The organism is Peribacillus sp. NPDC097295, assembly GCF_044761665.1.
Lineage (GTDB): Bacteria > Bacillota > Bacilli > Bacillales > DSM-1321 > Peribacillus.
In genome coordinates, this window is sequence record NZ_JBIWCW010000010.1 from 58445 (window position 1) to 80190 (window position 21746).

Genomic DNA, 21746 nt, shown 5'->3' on the forward strand with positions numbered 1-21746 from the left:
TAGTGCGTTTAGGAAATACTTTCTTCATACAAGATAAAATATGTATTGAAAAACGGACACTTTATTTTCAGAAAAAATAAGTGTCCGTTCATCTATGATTGTTTACATTTTCCATTTAATTCATATGCTCCTTAACGATCTCTACAGCTAATTTACAATGCTTTAAGCTTTAGCAATTCCAATCGGATACGTTCTAGCCTTTGCTTGCATTGTGACCTCTTCTGCTCATTTTCTTCACTTATCGCTTCAAAAAGGGTTGCTAATTCATAGTCCATTTCCATTCGTAACACTGCAGCTCTATGTTTTTCTACTTCTTTAGCTTTTAATGCTTGGTTCATGACTTGTTTCATAATTAACATTCTCCCTTCATTAATAAACTAAATTTTCAGAATTTAATTTTATTTTATCATATGTCTTTCACAAACAAATAGCAACTAATTTGTGTTTTTACCCATCATGTTATTCAGATTCGGATTTCAAAACGCTTTTTTCGATTTCACCTTATACTTATGCTACAATATGTGCAGATATTTACGGTAGGAGAGATAAAAAATGAATTTACCTATTTTCACCTCTGATGATTTTAACATATTTAAAATTGATGGATTAGAGCCAAGAATGGAAGCTTTAAAAGAAAAAATCCAACCCAAGCTCCATGCGCTTGGCGAACATTTTGCACATCAGCTTTCTATAATGACTGGTGAAGAAATGTTTCCTCATGTCGCAAAACATGCTAGACGGAAAGTAAACCCTCCTAACGATACATGGGTTGCTTTTGCGGCTAATAGTCGGGGCTATAAGATGATGCCCCATTTCCAAATTGGGTTATGGGAAACTCATTTGTTCATTTGGTACGCTGTCATTTATGAAGCTCCCAATAAGGTGGAAATCGGACAGCATTTTGAGAAAAATGTCATCCAGTTAAAAGAAAATATCCCTTCAGACTATGTTTGGTCAATGGATCATACTAAACCAGAAGTCATTCCACATGAAGGTCTTTCTACTGAAGATTTACGTTCCATGTTTACGCGTTTGCAAACGGTAAAGAAAGCCGAAATCCTTTGCGGAATACAGATCCCCCGCGAAAAGGCCATTCAAATAAAAGAAGATGATTTCATTCAAACCATTCAAGATGCATTTGAACATCTTTTACCCTTATATCAATTAAAATAAACACGTATGTCGAAATATGACATTGGATTTACAAAATATGCATGGAATACTAATAAATAAGAAGATAAGGAGGGCTTCCTTAATGGGCCCTCCTTATTTTTATCTTTGCACCAATATTTTGCTTGCTCTTATCAGCTCGGTGATGTATTCCTCTTGTCCACTTTCGAAGCATTCTATGACCTTGCTGCCGACGATGACCCCGTCACAAGATTGAATTGCGTTCCTCACATGCTCCGGCGTGGAGATACCAAATCCGGCAAGTACCGGCACAGGACTAAGTTCCTTTACCTGTTTAAGGTATTCACCGACTTCCCCCCCAAAGGCATCGCGTGTCCCTGTGATTCCCTTTACCGTCACTGCATAGATAAACCCTTCTGCTCCTGCTGTGATTTCCATGATCCGCTCCCTTGAGGAAGTGAGGGTCACAAGTCGAATCAGGGTAATGCCCGAAGCTTTAATGGATGAAAATATTCTTTCTTCTTCAATCGGCAAATCAGGAATGATACATCCCGCAATCCCTGCCTGGAGACAATCTTCTATAAACTCCTTAAGGCCATATGCCATAATTGAATTTGTATATCCCATTAAGATAATCGGGATATTCACATCCTCTTTGATTTCCGTCACTTTTTTCAAGATTTCCTTTAAAGTCGTACCCTTTTCCAATGAACGGATGCCTGCCTGCTGAATGACCGGTCCATCAGCCGCAGGGTCGGAAAACGGTATGCCCAATTCAATGGCAGTCGCCCCGTTTTTTTCTAGGAATACAAGCTGGTTTCTTAACCGGTCCAACCCGCCATCGCCTGCCATGATATAGGGGATGAACGCCTTTTCCCCTTTGTTTTCACATTCCTGTAGCACCCTTGTTAACTTATTCATGTTCGCTGCCTCCCAATATAGATTGGACTTGTTCTACATCCTTATCACCACGACCTGACAGACAAATGACTAGCCCGGTCCCTTTCTCCATTTCTTTAGCTAGTTTTAACCCATAAGAGATTGCATGGGAGCTTTCCAGAGCCGGAATGATCCCTTCTTCCCTTGAAAGCAATACGAGCGCATCCAGTGCTTCTTGATCGGTAACTGAAGTATAGGTGACGCGATTTGTATCCTTTAGGTAGCTGTGTTCCGGGCCTACCCCAGGATAATCCAATCCCGCCGAGATCGAATGGGCCTCCTGGATTTGCCCGTCTTCGTTTTGCAGGACATACATGAAGGCCCCGTGAAGTACGCCAGGCTTTCCTTTCGTCAAACTTGAAGCATGTAATGGTGTATGAAGTCCATGTCCTGCTGCTTCTACTCCATATAACTTCACTTTTTCGTCTTCAATGAAAGGGTAAAACATCCCCATCGCATTACTGCCGCCCCCGATACAAGCGACCACAGCTTCAGGAAGGCCCCCTGCCATATCAGCATACTGACGCTTCGTTTCGTTGCCGATGACACTTTGATAATCGCGGACGATAACTGGAAACGGATGAGGCCCAAGAACCGATCCCATAATGTAGTGAGTGTCTTCTACATTCGCGACCCAGTACCTTAGCGCTTCGTTGACTGCATCCTTCAGAGTGGAACTACCTTGTGTTACGGAAATAACCTTTGCCCCTAACAGTTCCATTCGGAAAACGTTCAATTTCTGCCTTCTGATATCCTCTGCACCCATGAAGATGATGCATTCAAGCTTCAATAAAGCGCACACGGTCGCTGTGGCAACCCCGTGTTGTCCTGCACCCGTTTCGGCTATGACCTTTTTCTTTCCCATTTTCTGTGTCAATAAAGCCTGCCCAATCGTATTATTGATTTTATGGGCACCGGTATGGTTCAAATCCTCACGTTTCAGGTAAATATCCGCGCCTCCAGCAAGTTTCGTCAAGTTTTCTGCATGATAAAGTGGTGTTTCACGGCCGACATATTGAGTCAGATAATAGTTTAGTTGCTTTTGAAATTCCGGATCTTTTTTAGATTGTTCATACACCTCTTCAAGTTCCGTGATTGCAGACATCAGGGTTTCCGGGACAAAACGGCCCCCATATGCGCCAAAATGTCCAGTTTTGTCAGGGTGTGTATAGGTACTCATCTATTCATTCCTCTTCTCCTGGTATATTTTTTACCTTCCTTATAAACGCTTCTACTTTTGTTGCATCCTTGAATCCGTTCGTCTCCACTCCGCTTGCAACGTCAACCCCGACTGGGGACACGACAGAAATTGCTTGATCAACATTTTCCGGAGTCAATCCACCTGCAAGAAAAATCTTATTAAGCGGAAGGGCGGCTTTTTGGAGCATGTCCCAATCCAACGTCAACCCCTTTCCCGAGGACCCTTTCGGCAGGTCGACCAGCAGGTATTCAGCGGGGTAATCGCTAAGGTTTTCTAAGTCCTTCTCTGAATGTATGGCAAAGGCCTTGATGACCGGAAGCGGCATTTTTTCGGCAAAACTAGCAGACTCGTTTCCGTGCAGTTGTATATAATCCAATCTGGCCTTTTCAGCAATCCTTATCACCTCTTGTTCTGTTTGATTAGCAAACACTCCTACTTTTTTTACGTGGACGGGAAGTTCACCGCCAATATCGCGTACTAATCCAGGCAGGACTTTCCGGCTGCTTTCTGCAAAAATGAACCCAATAAAATCAGCGCCTGCCCTTACAGCCGATTGAGCATCCGCTAATGTTTTCAATCCACAAATTTTCACAAACATATTTATCTCCTTAACTCCTTAAAAATTCACTTGCAGTTCATCCATTGTCTTTGAAAGGTTAGTAGCCGTCATCAAGGTTTCTCCAACCAATATGCCCCTTGCACCTGCTTTTTGCACACGCTGGACATCCGCTTTCGTTTTGATCCCACTTTCACTGATGATGATATGAATTTTCGGATCAAGCAGATTCGCAAGACGTTCCGTCACAGCCAAATCCACTTCGAATGTCTTTAAATTTCGATTGTTTATCCCAATCAGCTCTGCTTTAAGGTCTAAAGCCTGTTTTAACTCTGTTTCATCATGGACTTCAGTTAATACTTCGAGTCCTTTACTTTTTGCATAATGATATAACTCATGTAGACGTTCTTTCGAAAGAGCTGCCACAATTAATAGAATGATAGTGGCTCCCGCATGGTAGGCCCGGTCAATTTGAATTTCATCAATGATGAAATCCTTACACAGTCTTGGAATTTCAACAATTTGGCTCACATTTCTTAAATCGTCGATCGTTCCTTTAAAGAAAGACTCATCAGTCAATACGGATATGGCTGCAGCTCCCCCTTTTTCATAAGAAAGGGCTTGATCGATCGGATCAACATCCATTTTTATTGTGCCTTTTGATGGAGAGGCACGTTTTATTTCCGCAATGATTGAAATCGTCGCAGCTGTCTTTAAATACTCCACAAGCGATGGCCTTGTAGAAAAGGCCATCTCCATTTGAGGAATACCTGCTTCTTTAAACCGAGCAATTTCTATTTTTTTCTGTTCGATAATCTTCGTTAAAATGTTTTCCATTTACATTACCACCTTATTTCGGTTGCTGTAGGCAATTAAAGTTTCTAATTTAGCCAATGCCGATCCGCTGTCTATGCTTTCTCTAGCTAAAGAAATACCCTTTTCAATCGTGGTTGCCGTTCCATGGGCGAATAATCCCAGCCCTGCATTCAATAGAACGGTATCTCGATATGCCCCTTTTCCTCCTTTTAAAATACGTAGCATAATATTGGCGTTTTCCTTGGCATTACCTCCACGGATCTCCTCATTTCCGTAGATAGGCAAATTCACTTCTTCAGGATGCAGAGTATAAGGAATGATGTCCCCTTCTTCTAAAAGAACGAGAGAATTTTCTCCTTGCAGACTTGCTTCATCCATAGATCCGGCTCCATGGACCACGACCGCACGTTTTCTGCCTAGTTTATGAAGCACCTCGGCAAAAAGCTCAAGCATATCCCGACGATTAATTCCCAATAATTGTGTTTCGAGCTGGACAGGATTTGTTAAGGGGCCTAGCAAATTAAATACAGTTGGAATCTTCAATTCCTTTCTCACTTTCATAATCCGGGCACTATTAGGATGGACTGACGGTGCAAACAAGAAAGTGATTCCGTTTTCCTCCAACAGTTCTTTCATCATCTCAGGTTCAAGGAATAAATTGACCCCAAGCTCTTCCAAAACATCCGCACTCCCGGTTTTACTGGAAATGCTACGGTTTCCATGTTTGGCCACCTTTACACCGGCACCAGCTAGGACGAACGCAGAAGTGGTACTGATATTAAAGCTTTGTGAGCCATCTCCTCCCGTTCCACAATTATCCATCACGTTCAAACAATTCGTTTGTACGCTTCTTGCTTCCTTTCGCATGGCCTTGACCAGACTAGCGATTTCTCCTGCCGTTTCCCCTTTTGCTTTTAACGCTATAAGGAAAGCCGCCATCTCGCTTTCTGTAATATCTGAAGAAAATAACGCTTGGGCTGCTCTACTCATCTCATCTTCCGTCAATGTTTGACGCTCTGCTAACTTCACTAAATACTCCTTCACAACTGACTCCCCCACTCGTTTTTAAAATTATAAAATGGATTGTTCCTTCTCTAATTGATATGCAGAAGCAATCTTGAAAAATTCATGTAACAGGTCCTTACCAATCTTTGTTCCGATTGATTCAGGGTGGAATTGCAACCCATAAAGCGGACGATCCCGATGTTTCAGTGCCATGACTTCTCCATCATCCATGGCATTCGCCGTAACAAGTAATTCAGGAGGCAAGCTTTTTCTTTCAACAACCAGGGAATGGTACCGCATCACCGGAAATTGTGATTCCTGATTGACAAAGACCCCTGTTCCATCATGTTCGATGACTGATGTTTTCCCATGCATGATCACTTTAGCTCCAATCACATTCGCTCCAAAAGTTGCACCAATAGCCTGATGACCAAGGCAAATTCCTAATATAGGTAGTTTCTTATAAAAGGAACGAATGATTTCCATACTCATTCCCGCATCCTCTGGCCGGCCCGGACCTGGTGAGATGATGATTGCCATTGGATTCAAGGCTTCAATTTCAGCAATCGTGATTTCATCATTCCTTTTAACAATTAAGTCCTTCTCGACTTCTCCTAAATATTGATACAAGTTATAAGTAAATGAATCATAGTTATCAATCAATAAAATCATATATTATTTACCTCCATCAGTGCTCGTGCTTTATTCTGTGTTTCCTCATATTCGGTTTTCGGATCCGAGTCATATACAATTCCCGCTCCGGCTTGTACGTAGGCATGCCCCTCTTTGATAATCATCGTCCGGATGGCAAGGGCCATATCAAGGTCGCCTCCGAACCCGATAAAGCCAATAGATCCTGAATAGACACCTCGTTTACAATTTTCCAGTTCATTGATCAGCTCCATCGCCCGTATCTTCGGGGCACCCGATACAGTTCCAGCAGGCTGACAGACCGTCAACGCATCTAAACTCGTAAACTCCTTCTTAAGCTTCCCACTAATCTTGGAGGCAATGTGCATCACGTGCTGATATCTCTGAATTTCCATTTCTTCTGTAAGGTGAATGGAACCAATCTCACATACTCGGCCGAGATCGTTTCTTCCCAAATCAACAAGCATCCTGTGTTCAGCCAATTCCTTCTCATCCACCAGCAAGCTTTTTTCCAACCCCAGATCTTCCTCATCCGTCTTTCCCCTTGGACGAGTGCCGGCAATAGGATTAACATGAACCATACCCGCAGAAACGCTGATTAAGCTTTCTGGTGAAGAACCGAGAACGGTATACTCTCCAAACTCTATATAAAACATATATGGCGATGGATTGGCCAAGCGAAGACGACGATAGGCATCGAAGGGCTCTCCGTCAAAATCAGCCTGGAATCTTTGTGATAAAACAATCTGGAACACTTCACCCGCGATAATGGCTTCCTTTGCTTCAAGCACCATTTTCTCGAACTCTGCCTGTGTGAAATTTGAATAAAAGTCCAAAAATTCTGACGATAATTCTTGTGACGGTTTACTCGGCTGGTTGATTTTCTCTTTCATATCCGCAAGGCTTTTTTTTGCATCGTCCTCCGCAGTCAAAAGATGAATCTTCTGTAAAACGTGATCGAATATGTACAATTCCTTAAAGAAAAGAAAATGGGCATCCGGCATTTGAAGCGGATCAGAGGGCACATCTCCAATCTTTTCATATAAGCGAATGACATCATACCCCAGATATCCGATTGCCCCTCCATTAAATGGAGGAAGATTCATGGGTATGTCTTCAAGCTCGACCAAAAGTTGATCCTTCAGGAATTCGATGATGTTCATCTCCTGCACTTGTTCCTCTCCTGTTACAGGATTCCTAACATGGACTTGATTAGCCAATGAAGTGACCTCCATATAAGGACTTGACCCAAGATAGGAATAGCGACCATTATCATGATGTGAATTTGAACTTTCTAGCAGGAACTTCTTCTTATCATCTAATTTCCGAAATATTGATATTGGTGTATGTATATCTCCTTCTATCGTTTCCATTTTAAAACGTAGTATCTTTTTTTCATTCAAAGATTTCATTAAAATTACCCTCCCGGTCTTTAGATTCAGTAAACGTTATACCTACCCAAATAGAATCCGAGGTAGATTTACTATTAATTGGAACGATACATGTATAAAAAAAGTCCCCTGCAAACACAAATATTGCGCTTGCAGAGGACGGAAAACCGCGGTGCCACCTCAAGTTGGAAAAACTAATCGTTTTTCCCTCTCACAGCAGGAAATGATTCCTACCAAACCCTTTAACGGTGGTCACCGGGCTTCCCTACTTCATTCAAGAAACCACTCATAAGTCCATTCATCTTCTTCTCTCGTACCGGTTTTCACCTGACCCGGCTCTCTGTGACGACAGTAAATAAGATTACTACTCTTAATCGTAGATTTAATTATCGATTTTAAAAAAACGCAAAAAGGGCCCTCATCCAAAGGACGAGGAACCCGTGGTACCACCTTAATTAGCTATAATAGCTCACTTTACGGCATAAAAACATTATATGCCTGTCTCCATTAACGATGAGATAATCGCCAAAGCCTACTCCGTCAATCCGTTTCGGTTTGGGGCTCGGAAGTCCATTCGCTTAAACTTGTTCACCAGTTTTCAGCAACCACTGGTTCTCTGCGGAACAGTATTAAGGTACTATTCTCCGTCACTGCCTTTATCTTTTCTTGTTTATTATGTTAAAACAAACTTTTCAGGAAGTCAATGTAGTATTCTAAAAATTTGAATTTTATTTCATTTTGATCCAGTCGCCATCTGCAAGAGTCTTCGCTTTCTTAACAACAAGATAGGCTGAATACTTGCTGGCCGATTCGAATTCGTCCGTATATCTCTTTTCGTCTGCCTTACCGGGAACAATTTCCTTAAATCGACGATATGCTTTCATGAATGCCTCTTTTTCGATTTTACTTTCATAAGCCTTCTCGACTGCTTCAAAAAATTTAATGACGTCGACGATTTCCTCCGTTGACCAATCAAGGTCCATTGGATATTGATAATCCATGTTTACACATCCTTTTTAGATAGTTTTAATTCCTGTTGTATTTTAATTCCTGTTGTATGGGGAAACTGTTTTCATTCAGCCCATTTTGAACGAATGGCCTCCGCTTCACCTATGATCCGTTTGAATAACTCAGCCGTCGTTGGTATATCATGAATCATGCCCATGACCTGTCCTGCCCAAGCAAAGCCTCCATCCTGGACCCCATCATGAATATAACGCTGGTTCGCCTCTCCACTTATATAATTCTTCAATTGCTCATATCCACCGTTTTCTTTTTCGATTTCGAGTATCTTATCTGTCCAGTTATTGGAAATGACGCGGGCTGGCGCACCAATCGAACGCTTAATGACAACGGTATCTTTTTCTGATCCCGAAACCAACGCATTTTTATATAATTCATGGGCATGTACACATTCCTCTACGGCAATGAATCTTGTCCCCATCTCAATTCCTTCAGCACCAAGAGCCAAAGCAGCCATCAAACCGCGGCCATCCCCAAAGCCACCTGAAGCGATTACAGGGATTTTCACGGAATCAACCACTTGTGGAATGAGTACGGAAGTACCGATATCATCCCGGCCTAAATGTCCTCCGCCTTCCTGCCCAACGACCATCACAGCATCCGCGCCCAATTGTTCAGCTTTGATTGCCTGTCTTTTAGCCGCAACTAGCACAAGTTTCTTCACTGGTGTATCTTTAAGGATTTCTAGGAATGGGGCCGGATTGCCACCCGTTACCGAAACAACGGCAATCTCTTCTTTCATCGCTGCCTCAAGCATATGTTCATATGGCCTACCATGTTGACCAATAGCGAAATTGACCCCAAAAGGCTTGTCCGTCATTGCTTTCGTTTTCCGAATTTCTTGAACCAATTGATTTGGATCATTCAACGACATTGCCGTTACCTGTCCCAACCCTCCGGCATTTGAAACGGCTGCAGCCAACTCCGCATAGGCAAGGTGAGCCAATCCCCCTTGTACAATCGGATACTGTATCCCCAATAAGTCGGTCACACGAGTTTTCCATTTCAAAAGCATCTTCCCCCTGTCAATACTTCAATGCAATTCTAATCATTATGGCAAATATTATTTATTTATTCAAATGATAAATTCATATGTAGTATATTCAAATAAACGATCAGGAATCAGCTCGCATAATTTCATGATCCGATAGCATTAGCCTGCTATTTTAGGATGAAAAAGTATAACTAGGCATTTAATGTTAGACATGCTATAATTCTTTTGTTTTATGTCTATCCATAACGGCATCTCATTTTAGTAGATGTTGTCATACACATAATACACTGGAATAAATGAGTATATTTATCTATTAAATTGAAAAGGGGCTACAAGAATTTGTCACAGAATGAAACACCCTTATATACATCTTTGTTACAGCACGCAAAAAAGAATCCGCTTCAATTCCATATTCCTGGTCATAAAAAGGGTAAAGGGATGGATGCTGAATTTCGAGAGTTCATCGGTGAAAATGCCTTATCAATAGATTTAATCAATATCGCTCCACTTGATGACCTTCATCAACCAAAAGGAATCATTAAAAAAGCCCAGGATTTAGCGGCCGAGGCTTTCGGGGCTGACCATACATTCTTTTCCGTACAAGGGACAAGCGGTGCAATCATGACAATGGTCATGTCGGTCTGCGGGCCTGGGGATAAAATCATCGTTCCGAGGAACGTACATAAATCCGTCATGTCTGCCATCGTATTTTCCGGTGCTGTTCCCATTTTCATTAATCCCGAAATCGATAAAGACTTGGGGATCTCCCATGGAGTAACTATAGAAGCCGTTGAAAAAACACTGAAGGAACACAGCGATGCAAAAGGGTTACTCGTAATCAACCCGACCTACTTCGGCATCTCAGCTGATTTACAAAAGATAGTGGAATTGGCCCATTCATACCAAATTCCCGTGCTGGTTGACGAGGCACATGGGGTCCATATTCATTTTCATGAAAACCTGCCACTATCCGCCATGCAGGCTGGTGCCGATATGGCCGCTACAAGCGTCCATAAACTCGGAGGTTCGATGACGGGCAGTTCCGTTTTAAATGTTAAGGACGGTCTCATTTCGGCAAATCGGGTCCAAGCAATTTTAAGCATGCTTACGACGACTTCCACTTCCTATATTCTTCTCGCTTCACTTGACACGGCCAGAAGGCAGCTTGCAACAATCGGCAGGGAGATGATTGACGAATCAATCAAGCTTGCAGAATATACGAGGGCAGCAATCAATGAAATTCCATATTTATATTGTGTTGGCGATGAGATATTAGCAAGTCCAGCCGCCTTTAGTTATGACCCGACAAAATTGATCATTTCCATTAAAGAATTGGACATTACCGGATATGACGTAGAAAAGTGGTTACGTGAAAAGCATAATATCGAGGTGGAGCTTTCTGACTTGTATAATATTCTTTGTTTGATAACGCCAGGGGATTCTAAAGAGGAAGCGGATATGTTAATCGCTGCCCTTAAGGACTTATCAGAAGAGTTTAAAGAACAGGCAGCGGATCATGGAAGAATCGAAGTCCTGCTTCCGGATACGCCTCCTCTTGCTTTATCACCAAGAGATGCTTTCTATGCAGAAACTGAAGTCGTACCTATCGAGGAATCCGTCGGTAAAATCAGTGCCGAATTTATTATGATCTATCCGCCCGGCATTCCGATTTTCATTCCCGGCGAACTGATCACGGAAGATAATATCGCGTATATCCAGAAAAATATCGAGGTAGGTCTTCCGGTCCAAGGTCCAGAGGATCCTGAAATTAAATACTTACGGATTATTAAAAAGTAAGAAACAGTAAAAACCAGAACGAACTACCCGTTCTGGTTTTTTTTACACGTCGATGTATCCTGTACGTTTCAACAATCCCTTTAATGGATGGTTCGTTAATTTCATGGAAAAAGGGTGCCCAGGTTTAAACACCCTGAACACCCTCATAATCTATTAGCCTTCTATGTTATTTACCTTATTCTTTAGAGGCAGCCGTATCGCAGCTGTGGCAGTTGTGATTATGTGTATAAAGTACACTTACTTTTTCATCTTCAAAATGATCAATCGTGCTGTTGCAAGTTTGACAAACGATAGTTCCCATTTTTACAACCCCTTCCTCTATATTGTATGCAAGAAACGATTAATGTAACCGCTTTAATCCATTATAATATAGCACATTTAATTTTTCAAGCTATAAAGTATGTCACATATAAATTTTTCCACATGTCTTTTCTGGTCCTACCTTTTAATGACACACTTGCTGTTCAATCACCCTTTAAGATTCCTACCTGGTATCGTTGTTATTTTCCCCTGGATAGGAGACCACATATCATGGTTAGAAAAACAGATGTTCCAATCTGAACCGTAGTCTGTCTTATCGTATCCCGAAGCGGGTCCAAACAAACAATATCAAATGCCTTCACCTTATTATGACCGCCGGCAAGGAATACGGCATCCAACAATTCTTCCGGACGCATTCCACCTGACGTGGCAGCCGGAACACCTGGGGCATATGCCATATCCAGAACATCCATATCAATCGTCACATAAATCATGTCCACTTCTTTTTCTAGAGTATTCAATGTATCGCTTACCACATGTTCAAGGCCGCGTTTCCGAGCGAGGCGTAAAGGGACATACCGGACCCCTTTCTTTTTGGCATAATCCAATAAATCCTTGGTGTTATAAAATCCATGCAGACCGATATTATGAATATGGTTCCCTTCGACAGTACCTGCTTCAATCAACTGACGCATGGGGGTACCATTGGAAGGACCTTGCTCTGACGGATCCCGTAAATCAAAATGGGTATCGAATTGTAAAATGCCTATCTTTTTATCAGGATAGATATGTTTCATCCCTTTCACCAACATGGCAGTCGTAGAATGATCACCTCCAATTCCCCCGATCAAGGTATTCCGGAATTGATTGTGAACAGTGGCGGATGTTTCCCTAATGAACTGGTGACAAAGATCGATGTCTGTTCCATGCATGGCTACGTCACCTAAATCCCAAACCTGCAAGCCCGAGAAATCCATTTCATAATCCATATTATAGGTCGAAAAGCCCTTCCATGAACGCCGGAAGTATTCGGGGAACTCCGATGCTCCTGATGGACTGATCGATGACCTTGAAAGTGGGGCCCCAAAAAAGACACAATCAGGTTTCTCCATTTCTTCCACTGTTTTCAACTCATCGATCGTTCGTATCCATTGGTGGACTTTGGCCGGATGATCGTCAATTGGTGTCTCCTTCCTCCATGTAAAAATTGCCGGTTGAAGATGCAGGTCATTCAACAAGCTTCCCTCCTCTCACGACGATTCTCCCTTTTTTAATGACGATGTGAGTGTGATTGACTCCATAAAAGTATTGAAGTTTCGCAAAATGATTCACGTCAAAGATCGTGATGTCCGCTTTTTTTCCAACTTCGATACTCCCGATTTCCTTTGCGCGGTCGATGGCATGAGCAGCATTTATCGTAGCGGCCGTTATAACTTCAGCTGGGCTCATCCCCATGTTCATGCAGGCAAGGTTCATCATGAACGGAAGAGAAACCGACGGGGAGGACCCAGGGTTGCAATCAGTAGAAAGAGCGACAGGTACGCCTAGATTGATCATCTTTCTTGCATCCGCGAACCTTTTCATTAAAAAGTACGCTGTCCCCGGCAGTAAAACGGCAACCACGCCTGCTGCCGCCATTTTCTTCATTCCATCATGCGATGCTTCCAGTAAATGGTCTGCGGAAATGGCTCCTATTTCCGAAGCCAGCTCCGCTCCTTCATACGGCTCGATTTCATCCGCGTGAATTTTAGCCTGCAATCCATGTTTCTTACCCGCTTCCAAGATTTTTTTTGCTTGTTCGGGGGTAAATACGCCTTTTTCACAAAAAACATCATTAAACTCCGCTAATTTACTTTGTGCAACCGCAGGAATCATTTCTTTAATGATTAATTCAACGAAGCCCTCAGGGTTTTCTTTAAAATGTGACGGGACGGCGTGGGCACCCATGAAGGTTGAAACAACATCAACCGGATGTTTTTCATGAAGCTCCTTTGCCACTTCAAGTTGTTTTCTCTCCGTGTTCCAGTCCAGGCCATAGCCGCTTTTCGCTTCGACTGTCGTCACCCCTTGTAACAGAAAACCATTCAACCTTTCCCAGCTCTCTTGAAACAACTGCGAGTGGCTTGCTTGTTTTACAGCTTCGGTCGTCGCATAAATTCCCCCTCCATGATTCATGATATCCATGTAAGTGGCACCTTCTAAGCGTTGGTTAAATTCTGTTTCCCTACTCCCGGCAAACACTAAGTGTGTATGTGGATCCACCAATCCAGGCGTAACCAATAGGCCAGAGGCATCGATGATATCCGCTTGGGACAAACGATCTGTATATTCTTCATGTAAATCACTCGTTTTTCCTACTGCCTGCACGATTCCCTCTTCAAGCCAGACACCTCCATTATCAATGATCTGCAAGTCAGACATTTCCGCTTTGATCCTGGGGGATTTTATATTTCCAGCAAGCGTAACCAATTGGGATGCATTTTTTATGAAAACGGGTCTATCCATCTATTTCTCTCCCATCATCGGCATATGAACTCCCTTTTCCCTAGCCGTCGTGATTGCCAGTTCGTAACCTGCATCCGCATGCCGCACCACGCCCATACCAGGATCGGATGTAAGGACCCGATCTAGCCTTACTTCCGCTTCCTTTGTACCATCCGCCACTATTACCATACCTGCATGAATCGAATAGCCCATCCCCACACCGCCGCCATGATGAACCGAAACCCAGCTTGCTCCTCCGACAGCATTGATCAAAGCATTTAAGATTGGCCAATCTGAGACGGCATCACTGCCATCTTTCATCGCTTCCGTCTCACGGTTAGGCGAGGCAACCGAACCTGCATCCAAATGATCCCTTCCTATGACAATGGGCGCCTTCAATTCCCCATCTGTGACCATTTTATTAATGATTTTTCCTAACCGGGCCCTGTCGCCATAACCCAGCCAACAAATTCGGGCAGGAAGGCCTTGGAACTTAATTTTCTCCTGAGCAAGTTTTATCCAGTTGCATAGATTTTGATCCCCTTTAAACTCCTCGAGCAATACTGCGTCAATTTTATAAATATCATCGGGGTCGCCTGATAAGGCGGCCCACCTGAACGGGCCCTTTCCTTCGCAAAAGAGCGGGCGAATATAAGCAGGAACGAACCCTGGAAAGCTAAATGCCTTTTCGACGCCTTCATCTTTAGCCACCTGACGGATGTTATTTCCATAATCAAAGGTGATGGCTCCCTTTTCCTGCAGTATCAGCATGGATTTAACGTGGCTGGCAATCGTTTGTTTAGAGAGGGCAACATAAGACTTTGGGTTTTCTTTTCGAAACCGTTCAGCTTGGGTAACCGTCATTCCTGAAGGGATATAGCCATACAACGGATCATGGGCAGATGTTTGATCCGTTAAAACATCGGGGATGAATCCACGTTCAATCATAAGAGGTAAAATGTCGGCTGCATTACCGAGCAGACCAATGGATAACGATTCACCACCCTGCTTTGCTTTTTTTACAACGGCAATCGCCTCATCGATGTCAGCGGTTTTTCGATCTAGATAGCCGCTTTGTATTCTCCGGTCGATTTTAGCTTCATCTACTTCAATGGCGAGACAGATCCCTTGGTTCATGGTAACCGCTAAAGGCTGGGCTCCCCCCATTCCACCAAGGCCGGACGTCAAGGTGATGGTCTGTTTTAATGACCCTTGGAAATGTTGCCTGGCAAGCTCCGAGAATGTTTCGTACGTTCCCTGAATGATTCCCTGGCTGCCTATATAAATCCAGCTACCGGCGGTCATTTGTCCGTACATCATCAATCCTTTTTTGTCGAGTTCATGAAAGTGATTCCAATTGGCCCAGGCCGGGACCAGGTTGGAATTGGCTAGCAAAACTCGAGGCGCATCAGGATGTGTTTTGAAAACGGCTACAGGTTTTCCAGATTGAATCAACAAAGTCTCTTCTGATTCCAATTCATGTAGGGTCTTCATGATGATGTCATAACTTTCCCAATTCCGTGCCGCCTTGCCAATCCCACCGTATACAACAAGTTCTTCAGGATTCTCGGCTACTTGTGGATCCAGATTATTCATCAACATCCTAATCGCCGCTTCTTGAATCCAGCCTTTTGCATGTAACGTAGAGCCTTTGTAATTCACGATTTCCCTTCTTCCCTTTGCCACCATACCCTCTTCACCCCTTATTTACATCTCTTCCAGACATAGTTCCGTAAAGTCATAATTTTTCAACCATGAAGCACATGCTTCTATATCAGTTGAAAACATTCGGTCCGACTTAATGGTCGGTACGATTTCCCTGGCCTTTTCATAAAATTGAAAAGTCTTCGCACTCATATATTCTGTACCCCTGTATTCAACGCCCTGCATCGCCGTGATGCATTCTATCGCCAACACCTTCCAAGTGTTTTGGATTATTTCATAAGCGTGTCTAGCAGCAATGGTCCCCATGCTCACATGATCCTCTTGATTAGCTGATGAGGGAATGGAATCGACACTAGCAGGATGGGCCAGAGTCTTATTTTCGGAGACGAGTGAAGCTGCACAATATTGCATGATCATGGCACCGGATTGCAGTCCAGGTCTTGGGCTTAAGAAGGGCGGTAAATCATTCAATTGCGGGTTAACGAGCCGTTCAATCCTTCTTTCCGAAATATTAGCTAGTTCCGCAATGCCCATCTTCAAGAAATCCATGGCAAAAGCAATCGGCTGCCCATGAAAGTTCCCCCCTGAAATCACCTGTTCACTCTCCTCAAAAATAAGTGGATTATCAGTGGCAGCATTCATTTCAATTTCAAGCTTTTCTTTTACATATCCGATCACCTGCCAGGAGGCTCCAAGGACCTGGGGGATGCACCGAAGCGAATAGGCATCTTGCACCCGAATCTCCCCTTGCCGGGTGGTAAGCCTGCTTCCTTCTAGCCAATTCCTCATTCTCTTGGCAACAGCAATCTGTTCTGGGTATCCTCTCGCTAGGTGAACCCTCTCATCAAACGTGTCTGTGATCCCATTTAAAGCCTCGACAGTCATGGCCGCAATAGCTTCAGACAGCCATCCGATTTTTTCCGCTTCCAGAAAAGCTACCACCCCCATCGCCGTCATTGCTTGCGTACCGTTAATAAGAGCCAGGCCTTCTTTTGCCTCCAGCTCGATTGGCGAAATGCCTTCCTGTTTCATGGCATCGGAGGCTTTCATATGTTTTCCTCTGTGAACGACTTCTCCCTCACCCACTAACACAAGTGCTAAATGCGAGAGCGGCGCTAAATCCCCGCTTGCCCCGAGAGATCCCTGCTGAGGGATAACGGGATGTATCTCTGCATTTAAAAGGGCTATTAAGCTAGAGACGACTTCAAGCCTTACACCAGAAAATCCTTTAGCTAGAGCATTGGCCCGAAGTAAGATCATTGCCCTGGAGACACTTTCAGGAAATGGGCTCCCGACTCCACAAGCATGTGAGTGAATAAGGTTGTGTTGCAGTTCTTTTACATCTTCGGTATCGATATATACATCACTGAATTTTCCAAACCCAGTCGTGATTCCATACACTACGCGTTTATCCAAGACAATTTTTTCAACTACTTTTCTACTATTCAACACTTTTTTCGAAGCATTTTGGGAGAGGGTGACCTTTTCCTTCTCAAATATGACCTTTTTTGATAGATGTAACGTTAAATCTTCACCTGTAAGAATCATACCCTACACCCCTTTAATATAGTAAAGGGGCTGTATCACTTTAAATAAAGCGATACAGCCCCTTTTTTTGTAGCAACTGAATTGAATCCATACAATGTATAATCATGTTCATTTCACTCCTCACAGAGTTTTAACTGATTAAATTTTACAAATAAAGGAAGCTTATTGTCAACTTATTTTTTACATATTTTACCTAAAAATATTACTTGACTCAAAAATAGGATGAAGGAATTATCCCAATTCAATTACATATAGATAGGTATATCAAACATACAAATAATGTTAATATATATTAAGAAGATACCAAGGAAAAGGAGGATGAATGATGATTGAGAACGCCTATATCAAACTAGTCCCAGCGTCCGTGAAAACTAATATCACGATAGAGGATGTGAAGGAATTACTCATCTATTATCAAATGGTCACCTCAAAGACAGGAAAACAGTTGGACTGGGACTATGAGAAAAAAGCCTTTCCATATGATATGAAAGAGCCTGAGAAAATGAAAGATAAAATGATTTACTTACAATCCAATGACGACCGCTATCATATGATTTTAATTGGGGTCGACCAGGAAATCATTCAAGATGAAGAGGGTATGGAACGAATACAATCTTACATCCAGTTTACCCTCCCAGAAACCGCAACATTCGGCGATAAAGGAAAGGCAAATGAGCTTTGTAAATTCCTCGCAAAAAAGTTACAAGGGCAACTTCACCTCTTTAATAAACGTGTCATATATTATTATCCCAGAAAATAAAAAAAATCAATGTAAACTGAATCATCCCCAAAAAAGTAAAAATCGACTGAGTTCACACTAAAAATATGCCTCCGATTTGGAATAAACACGCAGAACATAGCCTGAAGAAAAGATTCGTATTTTAGACAGCACTTTAACATATCCATTATGTATTAGTTGGTCAAACTTCTTATAGATAGTGAACATGAGCATGATCTATGAAAGCCCCTCGTAAGCATTCCATGAGGGCTTTTTCTTTTGTTTTCATTTAAATTGAGTCATGGTTATTGACCTATTAAGCGATTTAATTTAATGTTGATGTTTGTATGTGTTGTATTGTTAGGAGGAATTGGCTTGAAAATATTAATCACGCTTATTATATCTTTTTGGGTTCCTGGTGGTGGACATTTATTCCTAAGTTTACACCCTAGTTGGGAATGGTCATCAAGAGACAGAAAGTTATTTAAAAGAGCAATATATTTTGCTTTAGCTTATCTAGTCTCTTGCTTACTTGCTTTTGTTTCCATAGGGTTTATTCTTGCCCCAATCGTGATAATATTGGCAATGATAGACAGCTATAGGCAAGCAAAGAAGATATTATGAATGGCACAGTCCGAATATATTGATTTCAGTTTCAAAAAGGCATTCGGAATGATTCCATCCGAATGCCTTTTATAATGAAGTGCTAACCTTGGGGCTGTTAAAAGGACTTTAGAAAAGTCCAACTGTTTTACTAGTTTACTTAGTAACCAGCTCCTTATGCAGGAGTTTCTATTAATCTAGGATCAAGAAACTTATAACCTTTCTTTTGAAAACCCATTACAATATCTTCAATCGCTTCACTCGTCCATTTCCGATCATGCATCAATAAATTTGCACCATTCGATAAGTATTCGCTATTTAACATGATATTGACTAAAGCTTTTTTGTTTTGGTATTCTTTTTCCCAATCGTACCCATAGGTCCAGTTCATAACCAGCATTTTTTCTTTTTCTGCCATCTCTTTTGAATAATCGGTATTAGCTCCAAAAGGTGCCCTTATAAATTTAGGGCGTTCCCCAACAATTTCTTCCACTAAGTCATTCAATTTAACTATTTCCTTTTTTTGCACTTCTTCCGTCTGTTCTTTCAAGTTAACGTGAGAATACGTATGGTTTCCGATAAAAAAGCCCATATCATGAATCTCTTTTAATATTTTCTTCTTTTCACCATCCGTTTCAATAAAATGGCCATTGACGAAAAATATCGCTGGCACATGAAGCTTATGAAGTGTTTTAGCAATTTCAAGCGAGTATTTATCAGGTGCATCATCAAACGTCAATAGAACGACCTTCTCATCAGCATCCTTTATAGGCTCAAATGACCAATTCGCTTTATTCAACCGATACTGCGCTGGAACATTGGCTTCTTCTACCTTCTCGCTTTCATGGGTTGCCTCCATATTTACATTTTTCTCTTCCTTTTGTTCGCTTTGAATGTCGCTCGTCGTTTCGACACTCTTTTTGGAAGTGTCTAAATCCGTGTCATTACACCCTATTAATAAGAATGAAATCATTGCAAACACATATAAAGTTTTGTTAAACATAGCTCCTCCATTGGTATAAGTGGCGTTTGAGCTTCGTTATTCAATAAACAGGTACTAACGTTTCTAAAAGGATTTGCAATACACCATAGCACAGTAGACTTATTACAGTGACCAGCAGTGTCCTTTTATTGGATTTCAGTATCATTTTTCCGATATAAATGGCTAAATAAGAAAAGACCAAAAACATAAATACTTTAAAAACAAAACGATCATTTGCAGACAGCCATTCCACCACCGTATATCCGCTCCAAACGATTAGTTGAAAAAGGATGACAAGATAATCTTTCAAGTGATCCACCCCATTTAAAATGAACAGTCTGCCGTTACCATATTCTCGACAAACTTCCTTCTTCTTAAGTCACGAGCTCTTGCTATTTTTTATCCTATTTCGCATGTTTCAAACCTTTTCCTGAAAAAAAGTAAGTCCTCTTAATAACATATGCCCATTTTCCCTTTTCATTAAAAAATTTCAATTTAGTCAGCATTATGTTGAAACGAAAAAAGCACACTGTCCCAGATTTGGGAAGTGTGCTTTTTTAAGACTAATTATTTGATGATATGGATAGGAGTTCCAAGGGCTACTTCAGCAGCTTCCATTGTGATTTCTCCTAAAGTTGGATGCGCATGGATTGTCATCGCGATATCTTCAGCAGTCATTCCTGCTTCGATAGCCAAACCAAGTTCAGCAATCATATCAGAAGCGTTCGGACCTGCGATTTGTGCTCCAATAACCAATCCGTCTTCTTTGCGAGTGATAAGCTTCACAAATCCGTCCGTACTGTTTAATGAAAGGGCACGTCCATTTGCAGCGAATGGGAATTTAGAAGCAAGTGCTTCGATTCCTGCTTCTTTCGCATCTTTTTCGTTATATCCTACAGATGCAAGTTCCGGTTCAGTGAATGCAACAGCCGGAATCGCAAGATAATCGATTTCAGAAGACTCACCAGCAATAGCTTCTGCAGCGATTTTTCCTTCATAAGAAGCTTTATGTGCTAATTGAGGTCCAGAAACGATATCACCAATCGCATAAATGTTTTTCACATTTGTACGACATTGCTTATCGATTTCAATTAAGCCTCTATCAGTCATTTTGATACCGACTTGTTCAAGACCAATTTCAGAAGTGTTCGGACGGCGACCTACTGTCACTAAAACATAATCAGCTTCGACTTTTTTCTCTTCGCCTTTAACTTCATAAGTAACGGTTACGCCAGTTTCTGTTTCTTCCACTCCTTTAGCAAGAGCTTTTGTAACAATTTCGGCACCTTTGTTTTTAAGGTTCTTTTTAACTAGGGCTGCCATTTGTTTTTCAAAACCAGCGGAAAGAATTTCTTCCGTACCTTCAAGGATAGTTACCTTAGTTCCAAAGCTAGCCAATGCCCCACTAAGCTCAGTACCAATGTAACCCCCACCGATAACAACGATTGAACTTGGCAACTCATCCAAAGCAAGAACACCAGTAGAATTAAGTACACGTTTCGTATATTTAAATGATGGAATCTCGATTGGTGTAGAACCAGTTGCGATAATCGCGTTTTTAAATGTATATGTTTGAGCTGAGTCTTCATTCATGACACGGATGCTATTTTCATCTACGAAATAAGCTTCTCCTGACACGACCTCAACTTTATTTCCTTTTAAGAGGCTACTTACACCGCCCGTTAACTTGTTTACAACAGACTGTTTCCAAGCTTGCACTTTAGAAAAGTCCACAGAAACCTTCTCTGCAAAGATCCCCATATCTTCTGAATGCAGAGCGTTATGGAAACGATGTCCTGCTGAAATTAAAGCTTTAGAAGGAATGCAACCTACGTTCAAGCAAACTCCGCCGATTGATCCTTTTTCAACTACTGTTACTTTTTGTCCAAGCTGTGCTGCGCGAATTGCCGCAACATACCCCCCAGGTCCTGAACCTATTACTAATGTATCTGTATCGATCGGAAAATCTCCTACTACCATT

Annotated in this window: 22 protein-coding genes and 2 other annotated features; of the genes, 4 read left to right on the forward strand and 18 right to left on the reverse strand. The window is 42.0% G+C overall.

Features of this window, described 5'->3' with window-relative positions:
* Positions 1–152: 152 nt before the first annotated feature.
* The gene (locus ACIQXN_RS15765) at positions 153–350 is read right to left on the reverse strand and encodes a hypothetical protein (RefSeq protein ID WP_402968452.1); all 198 of its coding nucleotides are present in this window, start codon (positions 348–350) and stop codon (positions 153–155) included.
* Between the two features lie 202 nt (positions 351–552).
* Here ACIQXN_RS15765 and ACIQXN_RS15770 point away from each other — a divergent pair, with 202 nt between their 5' ends.
* Complete coding sequence (locus ACIQXN_RS15770) at positions 553–1173, forward strand: DUF1054 domain-containing protein (protein WP_402968455.1); 621 nt, start codon at positions 553–555, stop codon at positions 1171–1173.
* A gap of 99 nt (positions 1174–1272) precedes the next feature.
* Here ACIQXN_RS15770 and trpA read toward each other — a convergent pair whose 3' ends face one another.
* The 9 genes from trpA to ACIQXN_RS15815 form a co-directional block, all read right to left on the reverse strand.
* The gene (gene trpA / locus ACIQXN_RS15775) at positions 1273–2052 is read right to left on the reverse strand and encodes a tryptophan synthase subunit alpha (RefSeq protein ID WP_402968457.1); all 780 of its coding nucleotides are present in this window, start codon (positions 2050–2052) and stop codon (positions 1273–1275) included.
* The gene (trpB, locus tag ACIQXN_RS15780) at positions 2045–3250 is read right to left on the reverse strand and encodes a tryptophan synthase subunit beta (RefSeq protein WP_402968460.1); all 1206 of its coding nucleotides are present in this window, start codon (positions 3248–3250) and stop codon (positions 2045–2047) included. The genes trpA and trpB overlap by 8 nt, the downstream gene beginning before the upstream one ends.
* A 4-nt stretch (positions 3251–3254) precedes the next feature.
* Positions 3255–3869, reverse strand: coding sequence for a phosphoribosylanthranilate isomerase (locus ACIQXN_RS15785; RefSeq protein ID WP_402968463.1), 615 nt, complete (start codon positions 3867–3869; stop codon positions 3255–3257).
* Positions 3870–3887: 18 nt separating this feature from the next.
* The gene (gene trpC / locus ACIQXN_RS15790; protein ID WP_402968466.1) at positions 3888–4664 is read right to left on the reverse strand and encodes an indole-3-glycerol phosphate synthase TrpC; all 777 of its coding nucleotides are present in this window, start codon (positions 4662–4664) and stop codon (positions 3888–3890) included.
* Positions 4665–5687 carry an anthranilate phosphoribosyltransferase gene (gene trpD / locus ACIQXN_RS15795; RefSeq protein WP_402968470.1) on the reverse strand — a complete coding sequence of 341 codons (1023 nt, stop codon included), beginning with the start codon at positions 5685–5687 and terminating at the stop codon, positions 4665–4667.
* Between the two features lie 27 nt (positions 5688–5714).
* Positions 5715–6320, reverse strand: coding sequence for an anthranilate synthase component II (locus tag ACIQXN_RS15800; RefSeq protein ID WP_402968473.1), 606 nt, complete (start codon positions 6318–6320; stop codon positions 5715–5717).
* Positions 6317–7711: an anthranilate synthase component I gene (gene trpE / locus ACIQXN_RS15805; protein ID WP_402968476.1), complete on the reverse strand. Its 1395-nt coding sequence runs from the start codon at positions 7709–7711 to the stop codon at positions 6317–6319. Before trpE ends, ACIQXN_RS15800 begins: the two co-directional genes overlap by 4 nt.
* 131 nt (positions 7712–7842) lie before the next feature.
* Positions 7843–8077 (reverse strand) — a binding site (T-box leader).
* A gap of 35 nt (positions 8078–8112) precedes the next feature.
* Positions 8113–8350 (reverse strand) — a binding site (T-box leader).
* Between the two features lie 68 nt (positions 8351–8418).
* A complete protein-coding gene (locus tag ACIQXN_RS15810; RefSeq protein ID WP_402968479.1) occupies positions 8419–8691 on the reverse strand; it encodes a UPF0223 family protein in 273 nt (90 codons plus the stop codon).
* Positions 8692–8762: 71 nt separating this feature from the next.
* A complete protein-coding gene (locus tag ACIQXN_RS15815) occupies positions 8763–9722 on the reverse strand; it encodes an NAD(P)H-dependent flavin oxidoreductase (RefSeq protein ID WP_402968482.1) in 960 nt (319 codons plus the stop codon).
* Positions 9723–10046: 324 nt separating this feature from the next.
* Here ACIQXN_RS15815 and ACIQXN_RS15820 point away from each other — a divergent pair, with 324 nt between their 5' ends.
* Positions 10047–11504: an aminotransferase class I/II-fold pyridoxal phosphate-dependent enzyme gene (locus ACIQXN_RS15820; RefSeq protein WP_402968485.1), complete on the forward strand. Its 1458-nt coding sequence runs from the start codon at positions 10047–10049 to the stop codon at positions 11502–11504.
* A gap of 175 nt (positions 11505–11679) precedes the next feature.
* Here ACIQXN_RS15820 and ACIQXN_RS15825 read toward each other — a convergent pair whose 3' ends face one another.
* The 5 genes from ACIQXN_RS15825 to hutH all read right to left on the reverse strand — a co-directional run bounded on the left by ACIQXN_RS15825 (position 11680) and on the right by hutH (position 17462).
* On the reverse strand, positions 11680–11805 hold the full coding sequence (locus tag ACIQXN_RS15825; protein WP_402868072.1) for a GapA-binding peptide SR1P: 126 nt from the start codon (positions 11803–11805) through the stop codon (positions 11680–11682).
* 199 nt (positions 11806–12004) lie between these two features.
* Complete coding sequence (locus tag ACIQXN_RS15830) at positions 12005–13000, reverse strand: agmatinase family protein (protein WP_402968488.1); 996 nt, start codon at positions 12998–13000, stop codon at positions 12005–12007.
* Positions 12993–14270: an imidazolonepropionase gene (gene hutI, locus ACIQXN_RS15835; RefSeq protein WP_402968491.1), complete on the reverse strand. Its 1278-nt coding sequence runs from the start codon at positions 14268–14270 to the stop codon at positions 12993–12995. The genes ACIQXN_RS15830 and hutI overlap by 8 nt, the downstream gene beginning before the upstream one ends.
* On the reverse strand, positions 14271–15938 hold the full coding sequence (gene hutU / locus ACIQXN_RS15840) for a urocanate hydratase (protein ID WP_402968494.1): 1668 nt from the start codon (positions 15936–15938) through the stop codon (positions 14271–14273). It lies immediately after the preceding gene.
* 18 nt (positions 15939–15956) lie between these two features.
* A complete protein-coding gene (hutH, locus tag ACIQXN_RS15845; protein ID WP_402968497.1) occupies positions 15957–17462 on the reverse strand; it encodes a histidine ammonia-lyase in 1506 nt (501 codons plus the stop codon).
* A gap of 325 nt (positions 17463–17787) precedes the next feature.
* On the opposite strand from hutH, the gene ACIQXN_RS15850 reads away from it, so the two are divergent.
* Together ACIQXN_RS15850 and ACIQXN_RS15855 are read left to right on the forward strand one after the other, a co-directional pair.
* Positions 17788–18222 carry a DUF1885 family protein gene (locus ACIQXN_RS15850; protein WP_402968500.1) on the forward strand — a complete coding sequence of 145 codons (435 nt, stop codon included), beginning with the start codon at positions 17788–17790 and terminating at the stop codon, positions 18220–18222.
* 333 nt (positions 18223–18555) lie between these two features.
* Complete coding sequence (locus ACIQXN_RS15855; RefSeq protein WP_402968503.1) at positions 18556–18804, forward strand: hypothetical protein; 249 nt, start codon at positions 18556–18558, stop codon at positions 18802–18804.
* 154 nt (positions 18805–18958) lie between these two features.
* Here the strand turns inward: ACIQXN_RS15855 and ACIQXN_RS15860 are convergent, their stop codons facing one another.
* The 3 genes from ACIQXN_RS15860 to lpdA all read right to left on the reverse strand — a co-directional run bounded on the left by ACIQXN_RS15860 (position 18959) and on the right by lpdA (position 21745).
* The gene (locus ACIQXN_RS15860) at positions 18959–19786 is read right to left on the reverse strand and encodes a polysaccharide deacetylase family protein (RefSeq protein WP_402968506.1); all 828 of its coding nucleotides are present in this window, start codon (positions 19784–19786) and stop codon (positions 18959–18961) included.
* A 40-nt stretch (positions 19787–19826) separates the two neighbouring features.
* A complete protein-coding gene (locus ACIQXN_RS15865) occupies positions 19827–20084 on the reverse strand; it encodes a hypothetical protein (RefSeq protein WP_402968509.1) in 258 nt (85 codons plus the stop codon).
* Positions 20085–20332: 248 nt separating this feature from the next.
* Positions 20333–21745 (reverse strand): dihydrolipoyl dehydrogenase, encoded by a 1413-nt coding sequence (gene lpdA, locus ACIQXN_RS15870; RefSeq protein ID WP_402968512.1) that lies wholly within the window; start codon positions 21743–21745, stop codon positions 20333–20335.
* Position 21746: the final 1 nt, after the last annotated feature.

Coding starts and splice junctions, on each gene's coding strand:
- ACIQXN_RS15765 (WP_402968452.1), bottom strand. CDS start 350: ATGAAACAAGTCATGAACCAAGCATTAAAAGCTAAAGAAGTAGAAAAA.
- ACIQXN_RS15770 (WP_402968455.1), top strand. CDS start 553: ATGAATTTACCTATTTTCACCTCTGATGATTTTAACATATTTAAAATT.
- trpA (WP_402968457.1), bottom strand. CDS start 2,052: ATGAATAAGTTAACAAGGGTGCTACAGGAATGTGAAAACAAAGGGGAA.
- trpB (WP_402968460.1), bottom strand. CDS start 3,250: ATGAGTACCTATACACACCCTGACAAAACTGGACATTTTGGCGCATAT.
- ACIQXN_RS15785 (WP_402968463.1), bottom strand. CDS start 3,869: ATGTTTGTGAAAATTTGTGGATTGAAAACATTAGCGGATGCTCAATCG.
- trpC (WP_402968466.1), bottom strand. CDS start 4,664: ATGGAAAACATTTTAACGAAGATTATCGAACAGAAAAAAATAGAAATT.
- ACIQXN_RS15800 (WP_402968473.1), bottom strand. CDS start 6,320: ATGATTTTATTGATTGATAACTATGATTCATTTACTTATAACTTGTAT.
- trpE (WP_402968476.1), bottom strand. CDS start 7,711: ATGAAATCTTTGAATGAAAAAAAGATACTACGTTTTAAAATGGAAACG.
- ACIQXN_RS15810 (WP_402968479.1), bottom strand. CDS start 8,691: ATGGATTATCAATATCCAATGGACCTTGATTGGTCAACGGAGGAAATC.
- ACIQXN_RS15825 (WP_402868072.1), bottom strand. CDS start 11,805: ATGGGAACTATCGTTTGTCAAACTTGCAACAGCACGATTGATCATTTT.
- hutI (WP_402968491.1), bottom strand. CDS start 14,270: ATGGATAGACCCGTTTTCATAAAAAATGCATCCCAATTGGTTACGCTT.
- hutU (WP_402968494.1), bottom strand. CDS start 15,938: ATGGTGGCAAAGGGAAGAAGGGAAATCGTGAATTACAAAGGCTCTACG.
- hutH (WP_402968497.1), bottom strand. CDS start 17,462: ATGATTCTTACAGGTGAAGATTTAACGTTACATCTATCAAAAAAGGTC.
- ACIQXN_RS15850 (WP_402968500.1), top strand. CDS start 17,788: ATGATTGAGAACGCCTATATCAAACTAGTCCCAGCGTCCGTGAAAACT.
- ACIQXN_RS15860 (WP_402968506.1), bottom strand. CDS start 19,786: ATGTTTAACAAAACTTTATATGTGTTTGCAATGATTTCATTCTTATTA.
- lpdA (WP_402968512.1), bottom strand. CDS start 21,745: ATGGTAGTAGGAGATTTTCCGATCGATACAGATACATTAGTAATAGGT.